The sequence below is a fragment of the Stenotrophomonas sp. GL_101 genome (assembly GCF_057835675.1).
The window spans coordinates 3,702,564-3,719,069 of record NZ_CM174432.1 but is presented as its reverse complement, the minus strand read 5'-3'; the positions used below and the strand labels follow the sequence as shown (position 1 = coordinate 3,719,069).

The 16,506-nt window shown below is 64.8% G+C and carries 17 protein-coding genes and 1 tRNA gene; 11 read left to right on the top strand and 7 right to left on the bottom strand.

All coding sequences use genetic code 11. The features are described 5' to 3' along the window. Positions 1 to 16: 16 nt before the first annotated feature. The 3 genes from trmB to thiS all read right to left on the bottom strand — a co-directional run bounded on the left by trmB (position 17) and on the right by thiS (position 1,847). Positions 17 to 751: a tRNA (guanosine(46)-N7)-methyltransferase TrmB gene (gene trmB, locus AC3IR9_RS16415; RefSeq protein ID WP_489292022.1), complete on the bottom strand. Its 735-nt coding sequence runs from the start codon at positions 749 to 751 to the stop codon at positions 17 to 19. Then, a complete protein-coding gene (locus AC3IR9_RS16410) occupies positions 751 to 1,560 on the bottom strand; it encodes a thiazole synthase (RefSeq protein ID WP_489292020.1) in 810 nt (269 codons plus the stop codon). Before AC3IR9_RS16410 ends, trmB begins: the two co-directional genes overlap by 1 nt. 86 nt (positions 1,561 to 1,646) lie before the next feature. Next, positions 1,647 to 1,847 (bottom strand): sulfur carrier protein ThiS, encoded by a 201-nt coding sequence (thiS, locus tag AC3IR9_RS16405; protein WP_489292019.1) that lies wholly within the window; start codon positions 1,845 to 1,847, stop codon positions 1,647 to 1,649. 203 nt (positions 1,848 to 2,050) lie between these two features. Between thiS and AC3IR9_RS16400 the strand changes: the two genes are divergently transcribed. The 3 genes from AC3IR9_RS16400 (at position 2,051) to AC3IR9_RS16390 (ending at position 5,178) form a co-directional block, all read left to right on the top strand. Then, positions 2,051 to 3,880 (top strand): autotransporter outer membrane beta-barrel domain-containing protein, encoded by a 1,830-nt coding sequence (locus AC3IR9_RS16400; protein ID WP_489292017.1) that lies wholly within the window; start codon positions 2,051 to 2,053, stop codon positions 3,878 to 3,880. A 124-nt stretch (positions 3,881 to 4,004) separates the two neighbouring features. Then, positions 4,005 to 4,078 (top strand) — tRNA-Gly (locus tag AC3IR9_RS16395). A gap of 233 nt (positions 4,079 to 4,311) precedes the next feature. Then, a complete protein-coding gene (locus AC3IR9_RS16390; protein WP_489292016.1) occupies positions 4,312 to 5,178 on the top strand; it encodes a hypothetical protein in 867 nt (288 codons plus the stop codon). A gap of 98 nt (positions 5,179 to 5,276) precedes the next feature. On the opposite strand, the gene AC3IR9_RS16385 is transcribed toward AC3IR9_RS16390, so the two are convergent. Next, positions 5,277 to 6,230 carry an aromatic alcohol reductase gene (locus tag AC3IR9_RS16385; protein WP_489292015.1) on the bottom strand — a complete coding sequence of 318 codons (954 nt, stop codon included), beginning with the start codon at positions 6,228 to 6,230 and terminating at the stop codon, positions 5,277 to 5,279. A gap of 64 nt (positions 6,231 to 6,294) precedes the next feature. Here AC3IR9_RS16385 and AC3IR9_RS16380 point away from each other — a divergent pair, with 64 nt between their 5' ends. The 5 genes from AC3IR9_RS16380 (at position 6,295) to AC3IR9_RS16360 (ending at position 10,620) form a co-directional block, all read left to right on the top strand. Continuing rightward, positions 6,295 to 6,732 (top strand): winged helix-turn-helix transcriptional regulator, encoded by a 438-nt coding sequence (locus AC3IR9_RS16380; protein ID WP_489292014.1) that lies wholly within the window; start codon positions 6,295 to 6,297, stop codon positions 6,730 to 6,732. 134 nt (positions 6,733 to 6,866) lie between these two features. Next, positions 6,867 to 7,760: a 30S ribosomal protein S6--L-glutamate ligase gene (gene rimK, locus AC3IR9_RS16375; RefSeq protein WP_489292013.1), complete on the top strand. Its 894-nt coding sequence runs from the start codon at positions 6,867 to 6,869 to the stop codon at positions 7,758 to 7,760. A 238-nt stretch (positions 7,761 to 7,998) separates the two neighbouring features. Beyond that, entirely contained in the window at positions 7,999 to 8,469 is a 471-nt protein-coding gene (locus AC3IR9_RS16370) for a hypothetical protein (protein WP_489292012.1), read from the top strand. Positions 8,470 to 8,612: 143 nt separating this feature from the next. Then, on the top strand, positions 8,613 to 9,290 hold the full coding sequence (locus AC3IR9_RS16365) for a response regulator transcription factor (RefSeq protein WP_017356179.1): 678 nt from the start codon (positions 8,613 to 8,615) through the stop codon (positions 9,288 to 9,290). Continuing rightward, positions 9,253 to 10,620 carry a sensor histidine kinase gene (locus AC3IR9_RS16360; RefSeq protein ID WP_489292009.1) on the top strand — a complete coding sequence of 456 codons (1,368 nt, stop codon included), beginning with the start codon at positions 9,253 to 9,255 and terminating at the stop codon, positions 10,618 to 10,620. Before AC3IR9_RS16365 ends, AC3IR9_RS16360 begins: the two co-directional genes overlap by 38 nt. A 20-nt stretch (positions 10,621 to 10,640) precedes the next feature. Here the strand turns inward: AC3IR9_RS16360 and coaE are convergent, their stop codons facing one another. The 3 genes from coaE to AC3IR9_RS16345 are packed head-to-tail and all read right to left on the bottom strand — an operon-like array spanning position 10,641 to position 13,402. Continuing rightward, positions 10,641 to 11,261 (bottom strand): dephospho-CoA kinase, encoded by a 621-nt coding sequence (gene coaE, locus AC3IR9_RS16355; RefSeq protein WP_489292008.1) that lies wholly within the window; start codon positions 11,259 to 11,261, stop codon positions 10,641 to 10,643. Between the two features lie 10 nt (positions 11,262 to 11,271). Further along, entirely contained in the window at positions 11,272 to 12,135 is an 864-nt protein-coding gene (locus AC3IR9_RS16350; RefSeq protein ID WP_489292007.1) for a prepilin peptidase, read from the bottom strand. Positions 12,136 to 12,142: 7 nt separating this feature from the next. Further along, a complete protein-coding gene (locus AC3IR9_RS16345) occupies positions 12,143 to 13,402 on the bottom strand; it encodes a type II secretion system F family protein (protein WP_489292006.1) in 1,260 nt (419 codons plus the stop codon). 356 nt (positions 13,403 to 13,758) lie between these two features. On the opposite strand from AC3IR9_RS16345, the gene AC3IR9_RS16340 reads away from it, so the two are divergent. The 3 genes from AC3IR9_RS16340 (at position 13,759) to pilB (ending at position 16,478) form a co-directional block, all read left to right on the top strand. Further along, entirely contained in the window at positions 13,759 to 14,187 is a 429-nt protein-coding gene (locus tag AC3IR9_RS16340) for a pilin (RefSeq protein ID WP_489292004.1), read from the top strand. A gap of 99 nt (positions 14,188 to 14,286) precedes the next feature. Further along, positions 14,287 to 14,697 (top strand): pilin, encoded by a 411-nt coding sequence (locus AC3IR9_RS16335; protein ID WP_489292002.1) that lies wholly within the window; start codon positions 14,287 to 14,289, stop codon positions 14,695 to 14,697. Between the two features lie 53 nt (positions 14,698 to 14,750). Beyond that, on the top strand, positions 14,751 to 16,478 hold the full coding sequence (gene pilB / locus AC3IR9_RS16330; protein WP_489292000.1) for a type IV-A pilus assembly ATPase PilB: 1,728 nt from the start codon (positions 14,751 to 14,753) through the stop codon (positions 16,476 to 16,478). The last annotated feature ends 28 nt before the right edge of the window (positions 16,479 to 16,506 follow it).

Genomic DNA, 16,506 nt, shown 5'->3' with positions numbered 1-16,506 from the left:
GTTCCTTGGGGTGGGATCAGGTGCGGTCGTACAACAGGTCCCACACGCCGTGGCCGAGCTTCTGGCCCCGGGTCTCGAAGTGGGTCTGTGGGCGCCAGTCGGGGCGTTCCACCTGGCCACGCGGTCCGGCCCGGTTGACCAGGCCGGCGGTGGCGTCAAGCACGTCCCACATCTGCTCGGCGTAATCTTCCCAGTCGGTCGCGCAGTGCAGGCGGCCACCGGCGCGCAGCTTGCGCACCAGCAGGTCGGCGAAGGCCGGCTGCAGCAGGCGGCGCTTGTTGTGGCGCTTCTTGTGCCACGGATCGGGGAAATAGATGCGCACTTCATCCAGCGCACCATCGGCGATTTCCTTCTCCAGCACCTCCACCGCATCGTGGTGGTACAGGCGCACGTGGTCGGCGTTGTCATCGGCCAGCGCGTTGAGCAGCCGGCCCACGCCGGGGGCGTGCACTTCGATGCCGATGTAATCGCGGCCCGGGTCCTGCTGCGCGGCAAAGCGCAGCGCGGTGCCGTTGCCGAAGCCGATTTCCAGCACCTTGTGCGCGTCGCGCCCGAAGGTGGCGGCCAGGTCGCGAGGCGCCCCAGTGAAATCCAGCCCGAAGCGCGGCCAGCGGTCATCGAACGCGCGCTGCTGGGCCGGGGTGAAACGCCCCTGGCGCAGCACGAAACTGCGCACCTCGCGGCGGCCTTCGGTGATGGTGAAGGGCTTGGGCGGCGCCTTGGCGCCGGTGCTCGAGAACGGGTCGGTCATCAGCCGATCACTCCTTCCACCGGCGAGGACGCGCTGGCATAGCGCTTGCGCGGAATGCGCCCGGCCAGGAAGGCCTCGCGGCCGGCTTCGACCGCCTTGCGCATCGCGCTGGCCATCAGCACCGGGTTGCGGGCGCCGGCAATGGCGGTGTTCATCAATACGCCGTCGCAGCCCAGCTCCATCGCAATGGCCGCATCGGAGGCGGTCCCGACGCCGGCATCGACGATGATCGGCACCTTGGCGTCTTCGATGATCTGCAGCAGGTTGTACTTGTTCTGGATGCCCAGGCCCGAGCCGATCGGCGCGGCCAGCGGCATCACCGCGGCGCAGCCGATTTCCTCCAGGCGCTTGGCCAGGATCGGGTCATCGGAGGTGTAGACCATCACCTCGAAGCCATCCTTGACCAGCTGTTCGGCGGCTTTGAGGGTCTGCACCACGTCCGGGTACAACGTTTTCTGGTCGCCCAGCACTTCCAGCTTGGTCAGGTTGTGGCCGTCGAGCAGTTCGCGCGCCAGGCGGCAGGTGCGCACGGCGTCTTCGGCGGTGTAGCAGCCGGCGGTGTTGGGCAGGATGGTGTAGCGGTGCGGCGGCAGTACGTCGAGCAGGTTCGGCTCGCCCGGGTTCTGCCCGACATCCTGGTTGAAGAACGGGGTGCGGCGGATCGCCACGGTCACGATCTGGGCGCCGGCCGCCTCGGTGGCGATGCGGGTTTCTTCCAGGTCCTTGAACTTGCCGGTCCCGGTCAGCAGCCGGGATCCGTAGGTCTTGCCGGCAATCACCAGCGAATCAGTGGGGGCGTGTGCATTCATGCGTGGAATTATCGCCTATCGCGCGTCATATGGGCGCGACCGTGCACAGAGCCGGGCAGGGGCGGTCGCGGTGGGGGCCTGCCGGCTCAACCGCCGCCCAACGCATGCACGATTTCGACCACGTCGCCGTCCTGCAGCGCGTGGCTGGCATGGCGGCTGCGGGTGATGATCTCGCCATTGACCTCGACGGCAACGCGGCGTTCGAGCAGGTCTTCGGCCTGCAGCAGGTCCACCACGGAGGACCCTTGCGGAAGCGGGCGGGTAGCGCCATTGAGCACGATGTTCATGTCGGCATTGTCCCTCAACCGGCCTGTTCTGCGTACCCGTGCCGACCGGTCGCAACGGCCGTGGAGGCCGTTGCGACGGGGTGTGCGTGGTTTCCGCAGCCATCCATGCCGCAGCGCAGCGTGAATCAGTCGAGGTGCAGTGAAACCATGGCACCGTGCGCCGGCGTACGTCGGTCGTTCTCCCCACTTCAAGGAGTTTTTACATGCTGCTCAGCAAGCGCCCCCTGCGTTCCCTGATGGCCGTCGCCATCGCCCTGGCTGCCGTGCCGGCAATGGCCCAGTCGCCGTACACCAGCACCGTGTTCTTCGGCGACAGCCTGACCGATGCCGGCTACTTCCGCCCGCTGCTGCCGGCCGGCGTGCAGGCGGTCACCGGCCAGTTCACCACCAACCCGGGCTGGACCTACGCGCAGTACATCTCCCATTACTACGGCACCAACGGTGCTGCCCACGGCAATGGCCAGACCGGTGACAACTACGCAATCGGCGGTGCCCGGGTCGGCGTGGACACCAGCCAGGTGCTGGCCGCCGGCACGCCGGCGGTGCCGGTGTACTCGCTCAAGACCCAGATGAACCAGTACCTGGCCGCCAACGGTGGCAAGGCTGACGCCAACGCGCTGTACACGGTGTGGGGCGGCGCCAACGACCTGTTCGCCATCCAGAATGGCGCGCCGGTAGCGGCCACACTTGGCGCGGCGGTGGCCGACCAGGTCGGCATCGTGGCGACCCTCAAGGGGGCCGGCGCGCAGTACATCGTGGTCCCGACCCTTCCGGACATCGGCCTGACCCCGGGCTCGCGCGCCGGTGGCCCGACCGCCATGGCCGCCGGCACCGCGCTGGCCAAGGCGTACAACGACGCGCTGTTTGGTGGCCTGAAAGCGGCCGGCCTGCAGGTGATTCCGGTGGATACCTTCCACATCCTGCAGGAAATCGTCGCCGACCCGGGCACCTACGGTTTCCGCAATGTCTCCGGCACCGCCTGCACCACGGCCTCCTCGCTGACCTGCAACCCGACCAGCTACGCCGCCCCGGATGCCGCCAGCAGCTACGTCTTCGCCGATGGCGTGCACCCCACCAGCGCCACCCACGAAATGCTGGGCCAGTACACCCTGTCGATCCTGGAGGCACCGCGCCTGCAGCAGGTATTGACCCACTCGGCGCAGACCGTGGGCCGTTCGCGCGCCGACCAGGTCAGCTGGCACCTTGACGGCCGTCCGGCCGATGGCCTGAGCTGGTGGGGCAACCTGCGCGGTGACATGCAGCGCTACGCCCACGCCGACCTGTACGACGGCATGGCGCCGGCCGGCCTGTTTGGTGTGGATTGGGCCAAGGACGGGCTGGTGGTCGGTGGTTTCGCCGGCTATGGCCGCATGGATGCCGACTTCGGCAACAGCAAGGGCGACTTCACCCAGTCCGACACCTCGCTGGGCCTGTTCGCCGGCTGGTATGGCGAGCGCGCCTGGGTCAACGGCCAGGTCAGCTACAGCTGGCTGGACTATGACGTGACCCGCAAGGTCCAGCTCGGCCCGGCCACCCGCGAGCACACCGGGTCGCCGGAAGGCAGCAACCTGACCGCCGCGTTGAATGCCGGTTACGAGTTCGGCGCCGAAGGCGGCTTCCGCCACGGCCCGGTGGCGGCGGTGATCTGGCAGAAGGTCAAGCTGGACGGTTACACCGAAAGCAACCTCAGCGCCACCGCGTTGGGCTATGCCGACCAGAAGATGGATTCGACCGTCGGTCGCCTTGGCTGGCAGGCACGCTTCGATGGCGGCAGCGTCAAGCCGTACGTCCAGGTCACCTACGACCACGAGTTCGAAGACGGCAAGCAGGCCAGCGCGTGGCTGCAGACCATGCCCGACGCGGGCATGTACAAGGTGCCGGGCCTGGAGTTCGACAAGGACTACGCCACCGCCGTGCTGGGTGCGCGCATGACCCTGTTCGGCCTGCAGAGCAACGTCGGCCTGAGCACCACCACGCTGCAGAAGCGTGCGCGCGACGCCACGGTGTTTGCCAGCTTCAGCGGCAGCTTCTGACCGCCCCCGCGCAGCGTCCCGGTCGGGGCGCTGCGCGCGGCCGGTGAAAGCCAGAAGCAACGGGCGGCCCAGTGCCGCCCGTTGCCTTTTTACCGCTCCGCCGCATAGACTTGTCCGGCACCGCGCGGGTGTAGCTCAATGGTAGAGCTGTAGCTTCCCAAGCTACTGACGAGGGTTCGATTCCCTTCACCCGCTCCATATCCTGCGGCTTCCGGGGATTTCGGGCCGCTCCGCAGTATCCAGACCGCCCCGCAATTCACCTCGTGGGCAAAGTTCTGGCCCTTCTCCGCTCTCGAACGCAGCTCCCGGTCGTCGTGACCGATGAGTGCCCAGCGGGGCCCGCGCCTTTCCTATGTCCTTGGCCGAATCGGCCTTGTCCGCACCTGCCTTCGCGCGCAGTTCGCGGAACTGAAACTCTCCCTTGCTACGATATGAAGACCTTCAGTTACAAGCACACCCAAAGGCCGAAGTACCTTCAGGGTTGCTTCTATTGGAAAGGGCGTGGATATCACTACTCAGATTCCGCGCCAGCAGAAGTGCTGTCGCCGGGCGAGTTGTCGATTGAGGACCCCTGGATTGAACTGGCGTCCGTCCTGGAACATGCAAAGCGTGGGGACTACCGCCACGTATCCAAGCTGAGACGGTGGATACTGGACAAGCACAATGCTCCGACGCTGGTATCGGCTTGCCTGGGTCTGACGGCGGATGCGGGACTGGATACCGACCTGGAGTTCCTTGCCGAGCTCATGCTCGAAGGACCGGATTATTTACGCATCGAGGCCAGTCTGGCAGCCCAGTGGTCCGGCGTTCTTTGGTTGGTCCCCTTCATGCTTGAGGCCTGGCGTGCGCTTGGCCGTAGAGCCGATCGGGAATCGGTAGAGACGAACATAGTGAACCTCCTCGATCCCATCGAGGGTGAGCCGCAGTTCTACGCCAGCGGTCTGACTGAGGTCGCCTACCTCAAGGCTGTCGATGCCCGGCTGGCCCAGTTCAAGGACGCCTTTGGCGGCGACCGGGTGTCGATCTCAGGCGGAAGGCCTGTCGATATGAACCAACAAATCTGGCTCATGAGGAAGTCGCTCGTACCCAAGGGCGGCGACGAGTGGATCGACTGGGGAAACTTTCTGATCTGGAGACGGAAATTCGAGGTGTATTCCGGAGTCGATTGCTCGAGTTTCTATGGGGAAAAAGGCTTGTTTCAACCCCGGGAAGCGTCAGCTGTCCTGGACCGGTATCTGGCGTCTCCGCTGCGCTTTGAAGTAGGCAGGCGGTACTTCTTCGGTCATCTGGTGGTGTAGCCAGCGGAGCCGACCTGCGTGAGCCAGCGGCGATCCTCGAGATGCGATGTCTCCAGCCAGGGGTTTCCCAGCTCGGCCCGGTCGGGCACTTGCCCGTATCAGTCACGTGCCTGGATGCCTGCATGGCCGGCAGGATCCAGCAGCCATCTTTCCAGGTCCGTCACCGCGATGCCTTCGCGGACATTGAAGCTGTCCTGTTTCGGCCAGGCGACGCCGTGCGGCCGCGCGAACGCCAGGCGATACTTGCGCATGGCATCGTCAGGCTGCGCGGCAGCGTCGGCTGCCAGCTGCGACGGGGTCCACAGCGCACGCGCGAATGGCCTGCCAAGCACGCGCTCCAGGGTATCGGCAAGCTGGCGGTAGCTGAAGGTGTCGCCGGCAACCTTGATGACCTGGTTGTCGACCGCCGGTCGCGCGGTTGCGATCCGCGCGGTCAGGTGGCCGATGTCCTGCGGCGTGGTGACCGTGAGCTGGAAATCCCAATCGCCCAGCGCACGCACGCGGTCGTGGACCAGGTCGACCAGGCCGAAGGCGGGCAGGAACACGAAGCTGGTGAACATGCCGGTCGACACGATCGTCCAGCGCACCTTGTGCTGGCGGCGCAGCAGGTCGCGTACGTCGAGCTGCTCGTCCCAGACTTCCTGGCCGCTGCCCCGGCCGATCGCGTCGTAGTCCACCCCGAACTGCCAGGGAATGTAGTGCGCCACGCCCGCGTCCAGCACGGCGGCGGTAATCCGGCGCTGGGTGCCGGTGCCGCCGACGAAACCGGTGCAGCAGATGACCTGCTCGAATGCAGAAAACAGGTGGGACAGTTCACTGACCGAGGCCGTGGCCAGGTCCGCTTCGATGGGCTGGATACCACGATCGTGCAACTGATGACGATGCGCGCTGTCGGCGGCCGATGGCGGTGCCGCCGCGGGCCGCAGCAGCACCGAGATCGCCCCGGCCTGCCCGCGGTCGCGCAGCAGGGCCAGCTCATGCAGGACGCACCGGCCGAGTTCGCCGGCACCCAGCACCAGGACGGACGCGGGGAATGGGGTTGCGATGGACATTTTCGACTCCTGTAAAGTCGAAAATGGTAGTGACAGTCCCCCTCCGCGAGAAGAAGGCACACCGGTGATACCGCATATTCCCCCCTCCTTCGATGATCTGGTGCAGCAGTCGCAGGAAGCCTGCGATGCGTTGAGCAGCGATGACGATGGCCTGAAGCGCGCCATCCTGGCCCATGCCGGCAATCGGTGGTCGCTTGGGGTGGTGCACGCGCTCGGCGTGGCCGGCACGCTGCGCCACGCCGACATCGCCCGTCGCCTGGACGGCGTCACCCAGCGCATGCTGACCCGGACGCTGCGGCAGTTGGAACGTGACGGGTTGATTACCCGTTGCGACCACGGCGAAGTGCCGCCGCGCGTGGACTATGCGCTGACCGAACTGGGGCGGGGGCTGTTGCTGGCCATGCTGCCGATCTGGCGCTGGGTCATCGACCATGCCGAGGGCTTCCGCGCTGCCCGGCGCCGGTACGATGCAACCCACCCCGGCGACGGCCCGGGGGACTAGCCGGGGGCGACGGTGCTGGTTACCGGCGACGCCCGACCCCACGCGCAATCCCGCCGCACACGCGACGAAATGACCATCATCGCCGCGTCTCCGTCGCGCGCTATGCTGCGCGCTTTCCCCCTGCGCGCGCCGCGATGAAACTGGCCATCCTTTCCCGCAACAGCAAGCTGTACTCCACGCGCCGCCTGGTCGAGGCCGCGCGTACGCGTGGACATACCGTGCGGGTGCTCGATCCACTGCGTTGCTACATGCGGATCGCCGCCGATGGTTTCACCATGCATTACAAGGGCCGCCCGATCACCGGCGTGGACGCGGTCATTCCGCGCATCGGTGCCTCGGTCACCCGCTACGGCACCGCGGTGCTGCGCCAGTTCGAGATGATGGGGGCGCGCACGCCCAATCCGTCCGATGCCATCCTGCGCGCGCGCGACAAGCTGCGCGCGCATCAGATCCTGGCCTCCAAGGGCATCGACATGCCGGTGACGGTGTTTGGCGACAACCCGGACGACACCGTGGACCTGCTGTCGATGCTGGGGCCGCCGCCGCATGTGGTGAAGCTCAACGAAGGCACCCAGGGCCGTGGGGTGATCCTGACCGAGAAGGCCAGCGCGTCGCGCGGCATCGTTGAGGCGCTGCGCGGGCTCTACGCCAATTTCCTGATGCAGGAATTCATCGGTGAGGCCCAGGGCGCGGACCTGCGCTGCCTGGTGGTGGGCGACCAGGTGGTGGGGGCGATGCAACGGCAGGCCCCGGAGGGCGATTTCCGCTCCAACCTGCATGCCGGCGGCAGCGCCCGCGCCGCCAAGGCCAGCCGCGCCGAGCAGCAGGTGGCGGTGCGCTCGGCCAAGGCGCTGGGTCTGAGCGTGGCCGGAGTCGATCTGATCCGCTCCAGCCGTGGCCCACTGGTGCTCGAGGTCAATTCCACCCCCGGCCTGGAGGGCATCGAGGCGATCTGCAGGGAGGACCTGGCCGGGCGCATCATCGATCACGTGGCTGGAATGAAAAAGCCTTCCATTTCAAAGGCCTGAGCGGATTTTCGGAAAGTTTCCATGCTCTTAACAAGGCTTTAATCGGGGGCGGCGTAGGCTTCAACGAACCGCAGCTCTGCCCTCCTCAGCAGGATTCGGTAATCGGGAACACACTTCAGGCCCAGGCGGTTTCCGCCTGGGCCTTTTTACCGGCCAAACCCTGCCATCAGTCCCTTGTTCCAGCACCGGCAGGCTCGTACAGTTGCGATTCGTTCAGGGAAGGATGGGAGTTGTGAAGATGCGTCGAATCACCGTGTTGATGCTCGCTCTGCTGGTGGCGGGCACCGCCCAGGCCAAGCGTGACGAGGCCCCCGTAAAAATGACCGCCGATGAGCCGGTGGCGATCCAGATCAGTCGTGTGGAGACCGCGCTGGGCAGCGAGGCCTATAGTGAGTTGAGCGTGGAGGACAAATCCACGGTGCAGGGTGCGTTGGGCCGGATCAAAGTGAAAATGGACGGGCATACCTTGGCAAGTGAACTCAACCCGGCGGCACGCACCGCCGTGTTCAACGACCAGGAAGTGGTCAATACGCTGATGTCCCGGGCCAAGGAAGACAGTCGCATGATCTGCCGCCGCGAGCGCACCACCGGCAGCAACATGCCGCAGAGCGTCTGCCTGACCGTGGCCCAGCGCCGCCGCGCCACGGAAAGTGGCCGTGCGCTGCTCAATGACCACCAGCGCTTCAACAATTTGGTTCCCGGCAGGTGATTTGACGCGGGCGTGGCATCGTTCGGTGTCTACTATTAAGAATCGAGCCTGTATCGTTCAGCAGGCAGCGCAAGGCAATCGGTGCTGCGGTTACCGCCGCAGCATCGGTTTTCAGGCCAACCCCTCACGAAACAGAGGTCACAGTGCGAATTCTTGTAATTGAAGACAACAGCGACATCGCCGCCAACCTGGGCGACTACCTTGAAGACCGCGGCCACACCGTGGACTTTGCCGCCGATGGCGTGACCGGCCTGCACCTGGCCGTGGTGCACGAGTTCGATGCGATCGTGCTGGACCTCAACCTGCCCGGCATGGACGGCATTGAAGTCTGCCGCAAGCTGCGCAATGAAGCGCGCAAGCAGACCCCGGTGTTGATGCTCACCGCGCGTGATTCGCTGGACAACAAGCTGGCCGGTTTCGATTCCGGTGCCGACGACTACCTGATCAAGCCGTTCGCGCTGCAGGAAGTGGAAGTGCGGTTGAACGCCCTGTCGCGTCGCGGCAAGGGCGTACAGACCCGCGTGCTGGAAACCGGCGACCTGGAATACAACCTGGACACGCTGGAAGTGCGCCGCCAGGGCAAGCTGCTGCAGCTCAACCCGACCGCGCTGAAGATCCTGCAGGCGCTGATGGAAGCCGCACCGGCCGTGGTAACCCGCCAGGAGCTGGAAACCCGCGTATGGGGCGAAGAACTGCCCGATTCGGACTCGCTGCGCGTGCATATCCATGGTCTGCGCGCCGTGGTCGACAAGCCTTTCGAGGTGCCGCTGATCCAGACCCGTCATGGCATCGGATACCGCATCGCCGCGCCCGAAGCCTGATCCGGTGACGGGCAAGGGGGAGCGACGCCGGGCGCCTTACCGGCGCCGGCTGCGCAGCCGCATCATCGTCTCGTTCGCGCTGTTGGGCTTCTGCCTGACGGCGCTGTTCGCGTTTGCCACTACCTGGACCCGCGCCCGCGTGGAAAACCAGTTGGTGGAAGACGTGTTGAACCGCAACATCGACGAGTACGCCAAGCGCTACGCTGCCAACCCCTCGCGCAACCCCGATCTGCCGGTGCAGCAGATGTATGCGCGCCTGGTCAAGCCAGACAAATTTCAAGCGCTGCGGCAGGAAGAGCCGGACTGGTATGAGCTGAATGATGGTATCCACGGCGTCAGCGGCGTGGATGAGAAGGGCAAGGCGTTCTCCTACAAGCTTGCAGTGCGCAAGACGCCGGATGCATGGTTCTTCCTGGCTTATGACATGACCGAAAGCATTCGCGGTGAGTCCCAGCTCAATCGCGCGCTGCTGGTGTCTGTCCTGGTATTCAGCGTGCTGTCGCTGGTACTGGGCTGGTGGTCGGCCTCCAAAGTCATGAAGCCGGTCTCGGACCTGGCCGCACGGCTGCGTGCCTATCGCGGCGGCACCAGCGAGCCGGAGCCACTGGCGCCGCGCTTCCCGGACGATGAAGTGGGCCAGCTGGCCCAGGCCCTCGATGACTATTCCTCGCGGTTGACCGAAGTGGTGCAGCGCGACCGTGAATTCAACGCCGATGTCAGCCACGAGCTGCGTACCCCGCTGGCGGTGATCCGGGGGGCCACCGAGCTGCTGCTCGCCCGCCCCGGCCTGGATGAAAAGGTGCTGCAACGCCTGCAACGCATCCAGCGCGCAGAACAGCAGTGCACCGACCTGATCGGCTCGCTGTTGCTGTTGTCGCGCAATGAACGCGGGCAGGGCATCAGCAATGTGGCGCGGGTGGCCGAGCAACTGCTGGATGCGCACCGCGCGCAGCTGGGCGGCAAGCCGCTGGAACTGCTGCTGGAAGGCGAGCGCGACCTGGTCATCGACGCCCCCGAATCGGCGCTGTCGGTGGCCTTGGGCAACCTGATCGGCAACGCGGTGAAGTACTCGCAGGAAGGCTCGGTGCGGGTATGCGTGAGCAGCAACGGCGTCGATGTGGTCGACAGCGGCCCGGGACTGAGTGCCGAAGACGCGGCCAAGCTGTTCCAGCGCGGCTATCGCGGCACCCATGCCGGGCATTCGCAAGGCGGCGGCATCGGCCTGTCGATCGTCAGTCGCCTGTGCGACCTGTATGGCTGGCAGGTCAGCGTGCGGCCCGGCGTGGATCGCGGCGTGATTGCCACGTTGACCTTCGCGCCCGCGCTGTAACCGGCCTTCTATCAGATGCGCTACCTGGGGTCGGCGGTGGCCAGCGTCCGGTACAGGCGGTCCAGCTGTTCGACCTGGGCCTGCAGGTGTTCCGGCGGCCCGTCATTGACCACCACATCATCGGCCAGCGCCAGGCGCGCCTCGCGGCTGGCCTGGGCGGCGATCATGCGGTCGGCCAGTTCGCTGGTGATGCCGTCGCGCTGCATCAGCCGCGCATGCTGTACGGCCACCGGCACATCCACCACCAGGACCCGGTTCAACCACGGGTAGTGCTGGCGCCCGCCGGCTTCGGTCAACAGCGGGATCGCGGCGATCGCGTAGGGGCCTTCGGCCTGCTCGCAGGTCTGCCGCAGCCGTTCGCGGATCGCCGGATGGGTAATGGCTTCCAGTGCCTGGCGCTCCTGCACTGAAGCAAAGATGCGCTCGCGCAAGGCGGCGCGGTCAAGCTGGCCGTCGGCCAGCAGGATGTCCGTACCAAAATGCGCAACGATCCGGGCCAGCCCCTCACTGCCGGGCGCGACTACCGCGCGGGCGGCCACGTCGGCATCGGCCACGGTGATGCCCAGTGCTTCGAAGCGGCTGCTCAGCGCGCTCTTGCCGGCGGCGACGCCGCCGGTGAGCCCGATGGTGTAACGACTCATCGGCCGGCCCTCAGCGTAGGCCGGCGTAGCCCAGGTAGGCGTTGATCAGCTGCTCGCCCCACATGAACACGATCCAGCCGGCAATCGCCAAATAAGGACCGAACGGGATCGGCGTGGCGCGATCGCGGCCGCGCGAGTACAGCCAGACCGAGCCGATGATCGCCCCGACCACCGACGACAGCAGGATGATCGGCAGGATGCCCTTCAACCCACACCAGGCGCCCAGTGCCGCCAGCAGCTTGAAATCGCCATGGCCCATGCCTTCCTTGCCGGTGACCTGCTTGAACAGCCACCACACCGACCACAGCGACAGATACCCGGCCAGCGCCCCGAGCAACGCCGGCTTGGCCGGCATATAGAGGTTGTCACTGGCGGCGATCAGGCCCAGCCACATCAAGGGCAGGGTCAACTGGTCGGGCAGCAGCTGGGTGCGCAGGTCGATGCCCGACAGCGCCACCAGGAAGCAGCTCAGCACGATGGCGCCGAAGCCCTGCCAGCCAAACCCGAACTGCCACACGCTGGCCAGCACCAGCAGGGCGGTCACCAGCTCCACCAGCGGGTACTGGATGGAGATGGGGGCGTGGCAATGGCGGCACTTGCCACGCAGTACCAGCCAGCTGAACAGCGGGATGTTCTCGTACCAGGACAGCTTGTGCTTGCAGTGCGGGCAGTGCGAGGGCTCCACCACGATCCCCGGCGGTGGCGGCTCGTAGATGTCTGGTTCTTCCAGGACTTCGCGGGCGTCGCGCTTCCACTGCCACTCCAGCCGCTTGGGCAGGCGCAGGATGACTACGTTGAGGAAGCTGCCCAGCAGCAGCCCCAGGCCGGCCGCGGCGGGGTAGCCGAGACCGACGTGCTGGTCGAGAAATGCCATTGCTTAGTTATCCAACTACCGAGGCGAGCTTGAAGATGGGCAGGTACATGCCGATCACCATGCCGCCGACGATGGTACCAATAACCACCATCACAATCGGTTCCAGCAGGCTGGCCAGTGCGTCCACGGCATTGTTGACTTCCTGCTCATAGTACTCCGCCACCTTGAACAGCATGGCATCCAGGGCGCCGGCCTCTTCGCCGATGCCGGTCATCTGGATCACCATGTGCGGGAACAGATTGGTCTGCTTCATGGCCATGTTGACCGGGTAACCGACCGACACGTCATCGCGCATGCGCAGCACGGCTTCTTCGTAGACCTTGTTGCCCGTGGCGCCGGCCACGATGCTCAGGGCCTCCACCAGCGGCACGCCGGCCTTGAAGGTCACGGCGGTGGTGCGGGCAAACCGGGCGATGGCACTGTTGTGCATCAGTTGGCCGATGACCGGGAACTTCAGGATCAGGCGGTCCATCGTGTGCTGCATTTTGGGAGAGCGTTTGTAGGCGGCGATGAAGCCGACCACAGCGCCAATTGTCACGATCAGAATTAACCACCACCAAGCCACCATGAAACGCGACATGTTCACGATCATCTGGGTAAACGCCGGCAGATCTGCGCCGAAGCCCTTGAACACTTCTTCGAACTGTGGGACCACCCACACCAGCAGGATGCCGCTCACCAGCATGGCAACAGCAAACACCATGATCGGATAGAACAGGGCTTTCTTGATCTTGCCCTTCAGCGCTTCGATATTTTCTTTGTAGTTGGCCACCGTCTCCAGCACGGTCTCCAGTACACCGGCACCTTCGCCGGCCTTGACCAAGTTGCGGTACAACTCGTCGAACTGGACCGGATGGCGACTGATCGCTTCGTTGAGCGACGAGCCTCCCTCGATATCAGTGCGGATGGTGTCCACCATCTTCTTCATGCGCGGGTTCTTGTGTCCGCTGCCAATGATGTCCAGCGCCCCCACGATGGGCACGCCGGATTTCATCATGGTCGCCATCTGGCGACTGAAGAAGGCGATGTCCTTGGAGCTGATTGAGCTGCCCGCCGCACCGAACAAAGGCTTGGGCTTGGGCTTGACCACCGTGGGCGTAATGCCCTGGCGGCGCAGCTCGGCGCGCAGCAGGTTCATGTTCTTGGCGGGCTGTTCACCCTTCATCTTGATGCCCCGCTTGTCGGTCCCCTCCCAGACAAACGGCTGCAATTCCATGGTGCTACGCGCCACGGGCTCTTTCTTGACGGCACTACGGCTGACAGACATACAGGCTCCCCAGCCACGCCATCCCCAGGCGGGCTATCTGCGCGGCATGTTAGCCGGTTCCTGGCGTCTGTGGCATCCCCTGGCCACGGCGGTCCGTGACCTGCGTCATAGACCCGCTGGGTCACAAGGTGACGCAACACGTCACACTGCCGGTTTGGTCGCAAATTACCGTGAGGGGGGTTCCAATCCTGCATATTGCTGCCATGATTGCGCCGGGGAATGCTGGGGAGCATTGCTACGAAGTTGGCACGCAACCTGCTTTGATCCACCCGCACGGGCGCCAGCCTTGCTCACCGGTCCGCCGGCACAGGCTTCGACCCAGTGTTCATTTTTTCCTACCTCTAGGGGATGTATTCATGAAGAAGCAGCAGGGCTTTACCCTGATCGAACTGATGATCGTTGTTGCGATCATCGCCATTCTGGCCGCGATTGCGCTGCCGCAGTACCAGAACTATGTGGCCAAGTCGCAGTTCACTGCGGGCATGGCTGAAGCCGGTGCCGGCAAGACGTCGTATGAAACCAAGGTCAATGACGGCGTCGAGACTGCCACCGAGTACACCACCGTCACGAATCTTGGCCTGAAGGCTGATAGCGACCGTTGCGAGATGACCGCCACCGCACCGGCTGCCGGCGTGGGCACCATTGTCTGTGAGCTGAAGGGCAATCCTAAGGTTGCTGGCAAAAACATCACCTGGTCGCGCGATGCTGACGGCACCTGGGCTTGCACTTCCGATCTGGCTGCTGCTGACAAGACCAAGTACGCTCCGGCGACCTGCCAGGGTTAATTGGTTGCGTTGGTGCTGTTAAGGGAGGCCCCGCATCGTCGGGGCCTTTCTTTTGCTAATTGTTCGTTGTGAAGAGACTGATTCTCAAGGGGAGAGAATATGCCTCACAAGCCTTCCGGATTTACCCTGATCGAGCTGATGATTGTTGTGGCAATCATCGCCATTCTTGCCGCAATTGCTGTGCCTGCTTACCAGATTTACGTCGCAAGGGCTCAAGTCACCGCCGCATTGGCAGAGATTCGTCCCGGCAAAACTACTGTTGAGTCAGTTGCACAAGACAGCAGGAATGCGGCGCTGGTTGACGCAGCTTACGTAGGGCTTGCCGTCACTGACCGTTGTACAGCGGTTTCCGCGGCGTTGTCCGACTTGGGCGTGAGCACCATCTCCTGCACCGTCGCCGGCGGCCCCGCGGTTAATGGCCTTGAGCTTGTGCTTCGGCGTAACACTGATGGTGTCTGGACCTGTGACGCCACCGCATTTGGCGAGCCGTATCGTCCTGCGGGGTGCTAGTACCCATGGCGCTTGCTGGCCATAATGCAGTCAAGTACTGAAGGATCTGCCCAATGAATGCCGCAATCACCGCCAATCTCGTCGGGATCACCGGCATCGCCCGCCGCCTGGTCCAGGACGGCGCGCTGGACGAGGTCACCGCGCGCGACGCCATGGCCAAGGCCGGCGCGGCCAAACAGCCATTGCCCCAGTGGTTTGCCGAAAAGAAGCTGGTCACCGCCGCTCAACTGGCCGCCGCCAACGCGCTGGAGTTCGGCATGCCCTTGCTGGACGTGTCGGTGTTCGACGGCAGCCACAACGCCATCAGCCTGGTCAGCGAGGAGCTGCTGCGCAAGCACCGGGTGCTGCCGCTGTTCAAGCGCGGCGGCAAGCTGTTCATCGGCACCAGCGACCCCACCCATTCCCTGGATGAGATCAAGTTCCACACCAACCTGGTGGTGGAGCCGATCCTGGTGGATGAGGAGCAGATCAAGCGCACCCTGGAACAGTGGCAATCCAAGCACGACACCCTGGCCGGTAACCTCGGCGGTGACGATGAGGGCATGGGCGACCTGGACGTGTCCGGGGGTGACGAAGAAGGCGGCTCCACCGACACCGGCGTGGACGCCAAGGGCGACGACACCCCGGTGGTGAAGTTCGTCAACAAGGTGTTGGTCGATGCGATCCGCAAGGGCGCGTCGGACATCCATTTTGAACCGTATGAAGACGACTACCGGGTGCGTTTCCGCATCGATGGCCTGCTCAAGAACGTGGCCAAGGCCCCGGTCAAGCTCAGCCAGCGCATCGCCGCGCGCCTGAAGGTGATGTCGCAGCTGGACATCGCCGAGAAGCGCGTGCCGCAGGATGGGCGGATCAAGCTCAACCTGTCCAAGACCCGCCAGATCGATTTCCGCGTGAGCACGCTGCCCACGCTGTTCGGCGAGAAGATCGTGCTGCGTATCCTCGATGGCAGCGCGGCCAAGCTGGGCATCGACAAACTGGGTTACGAGCCGGAACAGCAGCGCCTGTTCCTGGAGGCCATCCACAAGCCGTACGGCATGGTGCTGGTGACCGGCCCGACTGGGTCGGGCAAGACGGTGTCGCTGTATACCGCGCTGGGCATCCTCAACGATGAAACCCGCAACATCTCCACCGCCGAAGATCCGGTTGAAATCCGCCTGCCCGGGGTCAACCAGGTGCAGCAGAACAACAAGCGCGGCATGACCTTCGCGGTGGCCTTGCGTTCGTTCCTGCGGCAGGACCCGGACATCATCATGGTCGGCGAAATCCGTGACCTGGAAACCGCCGAGATCGCGATCAAGGCCGCGCAGACCGGCCACATGGTGCTGTCCACGCTGCACACCAACGATGCGCCGCAGACCATCGCGCGCCTGATGAACATGGGCATCGCACCGTTCAATATCACCAGTTCGGTGACGCTGGTGATTGCCCAGCGCCTGGCGCGGCGCCTGTGCAGCAACTGCAAGCGGCCGATCGAGCTGCCGGCGCATGCGCTGCTGGCCGAAGGATTCAGCCAGGACCAGATCGATGCGGGCATCAAGTTGTATGAGCCGGTCGGCTGCGAAGAATGCACCGAGGGCTACAAGGGCCGTACCGGTATCTACCAGGTGATGCCGATGAGCGAGGAGATTTCGGTGATCGTGCTGGCCGGTGGCAATGCGATCCAGATTGCCGAGGCGGCGCAGCGCGCGGGGGTGAATGACCTGCGCCAGAGCGCGCTGGTCAAGGCGGCGGCGGGGACGACCAGCCTGGCTGAGATCAATCGGGTGACCAAGGATTGATCGGCCGGCGTGCCGGCCGGTGGCCGGC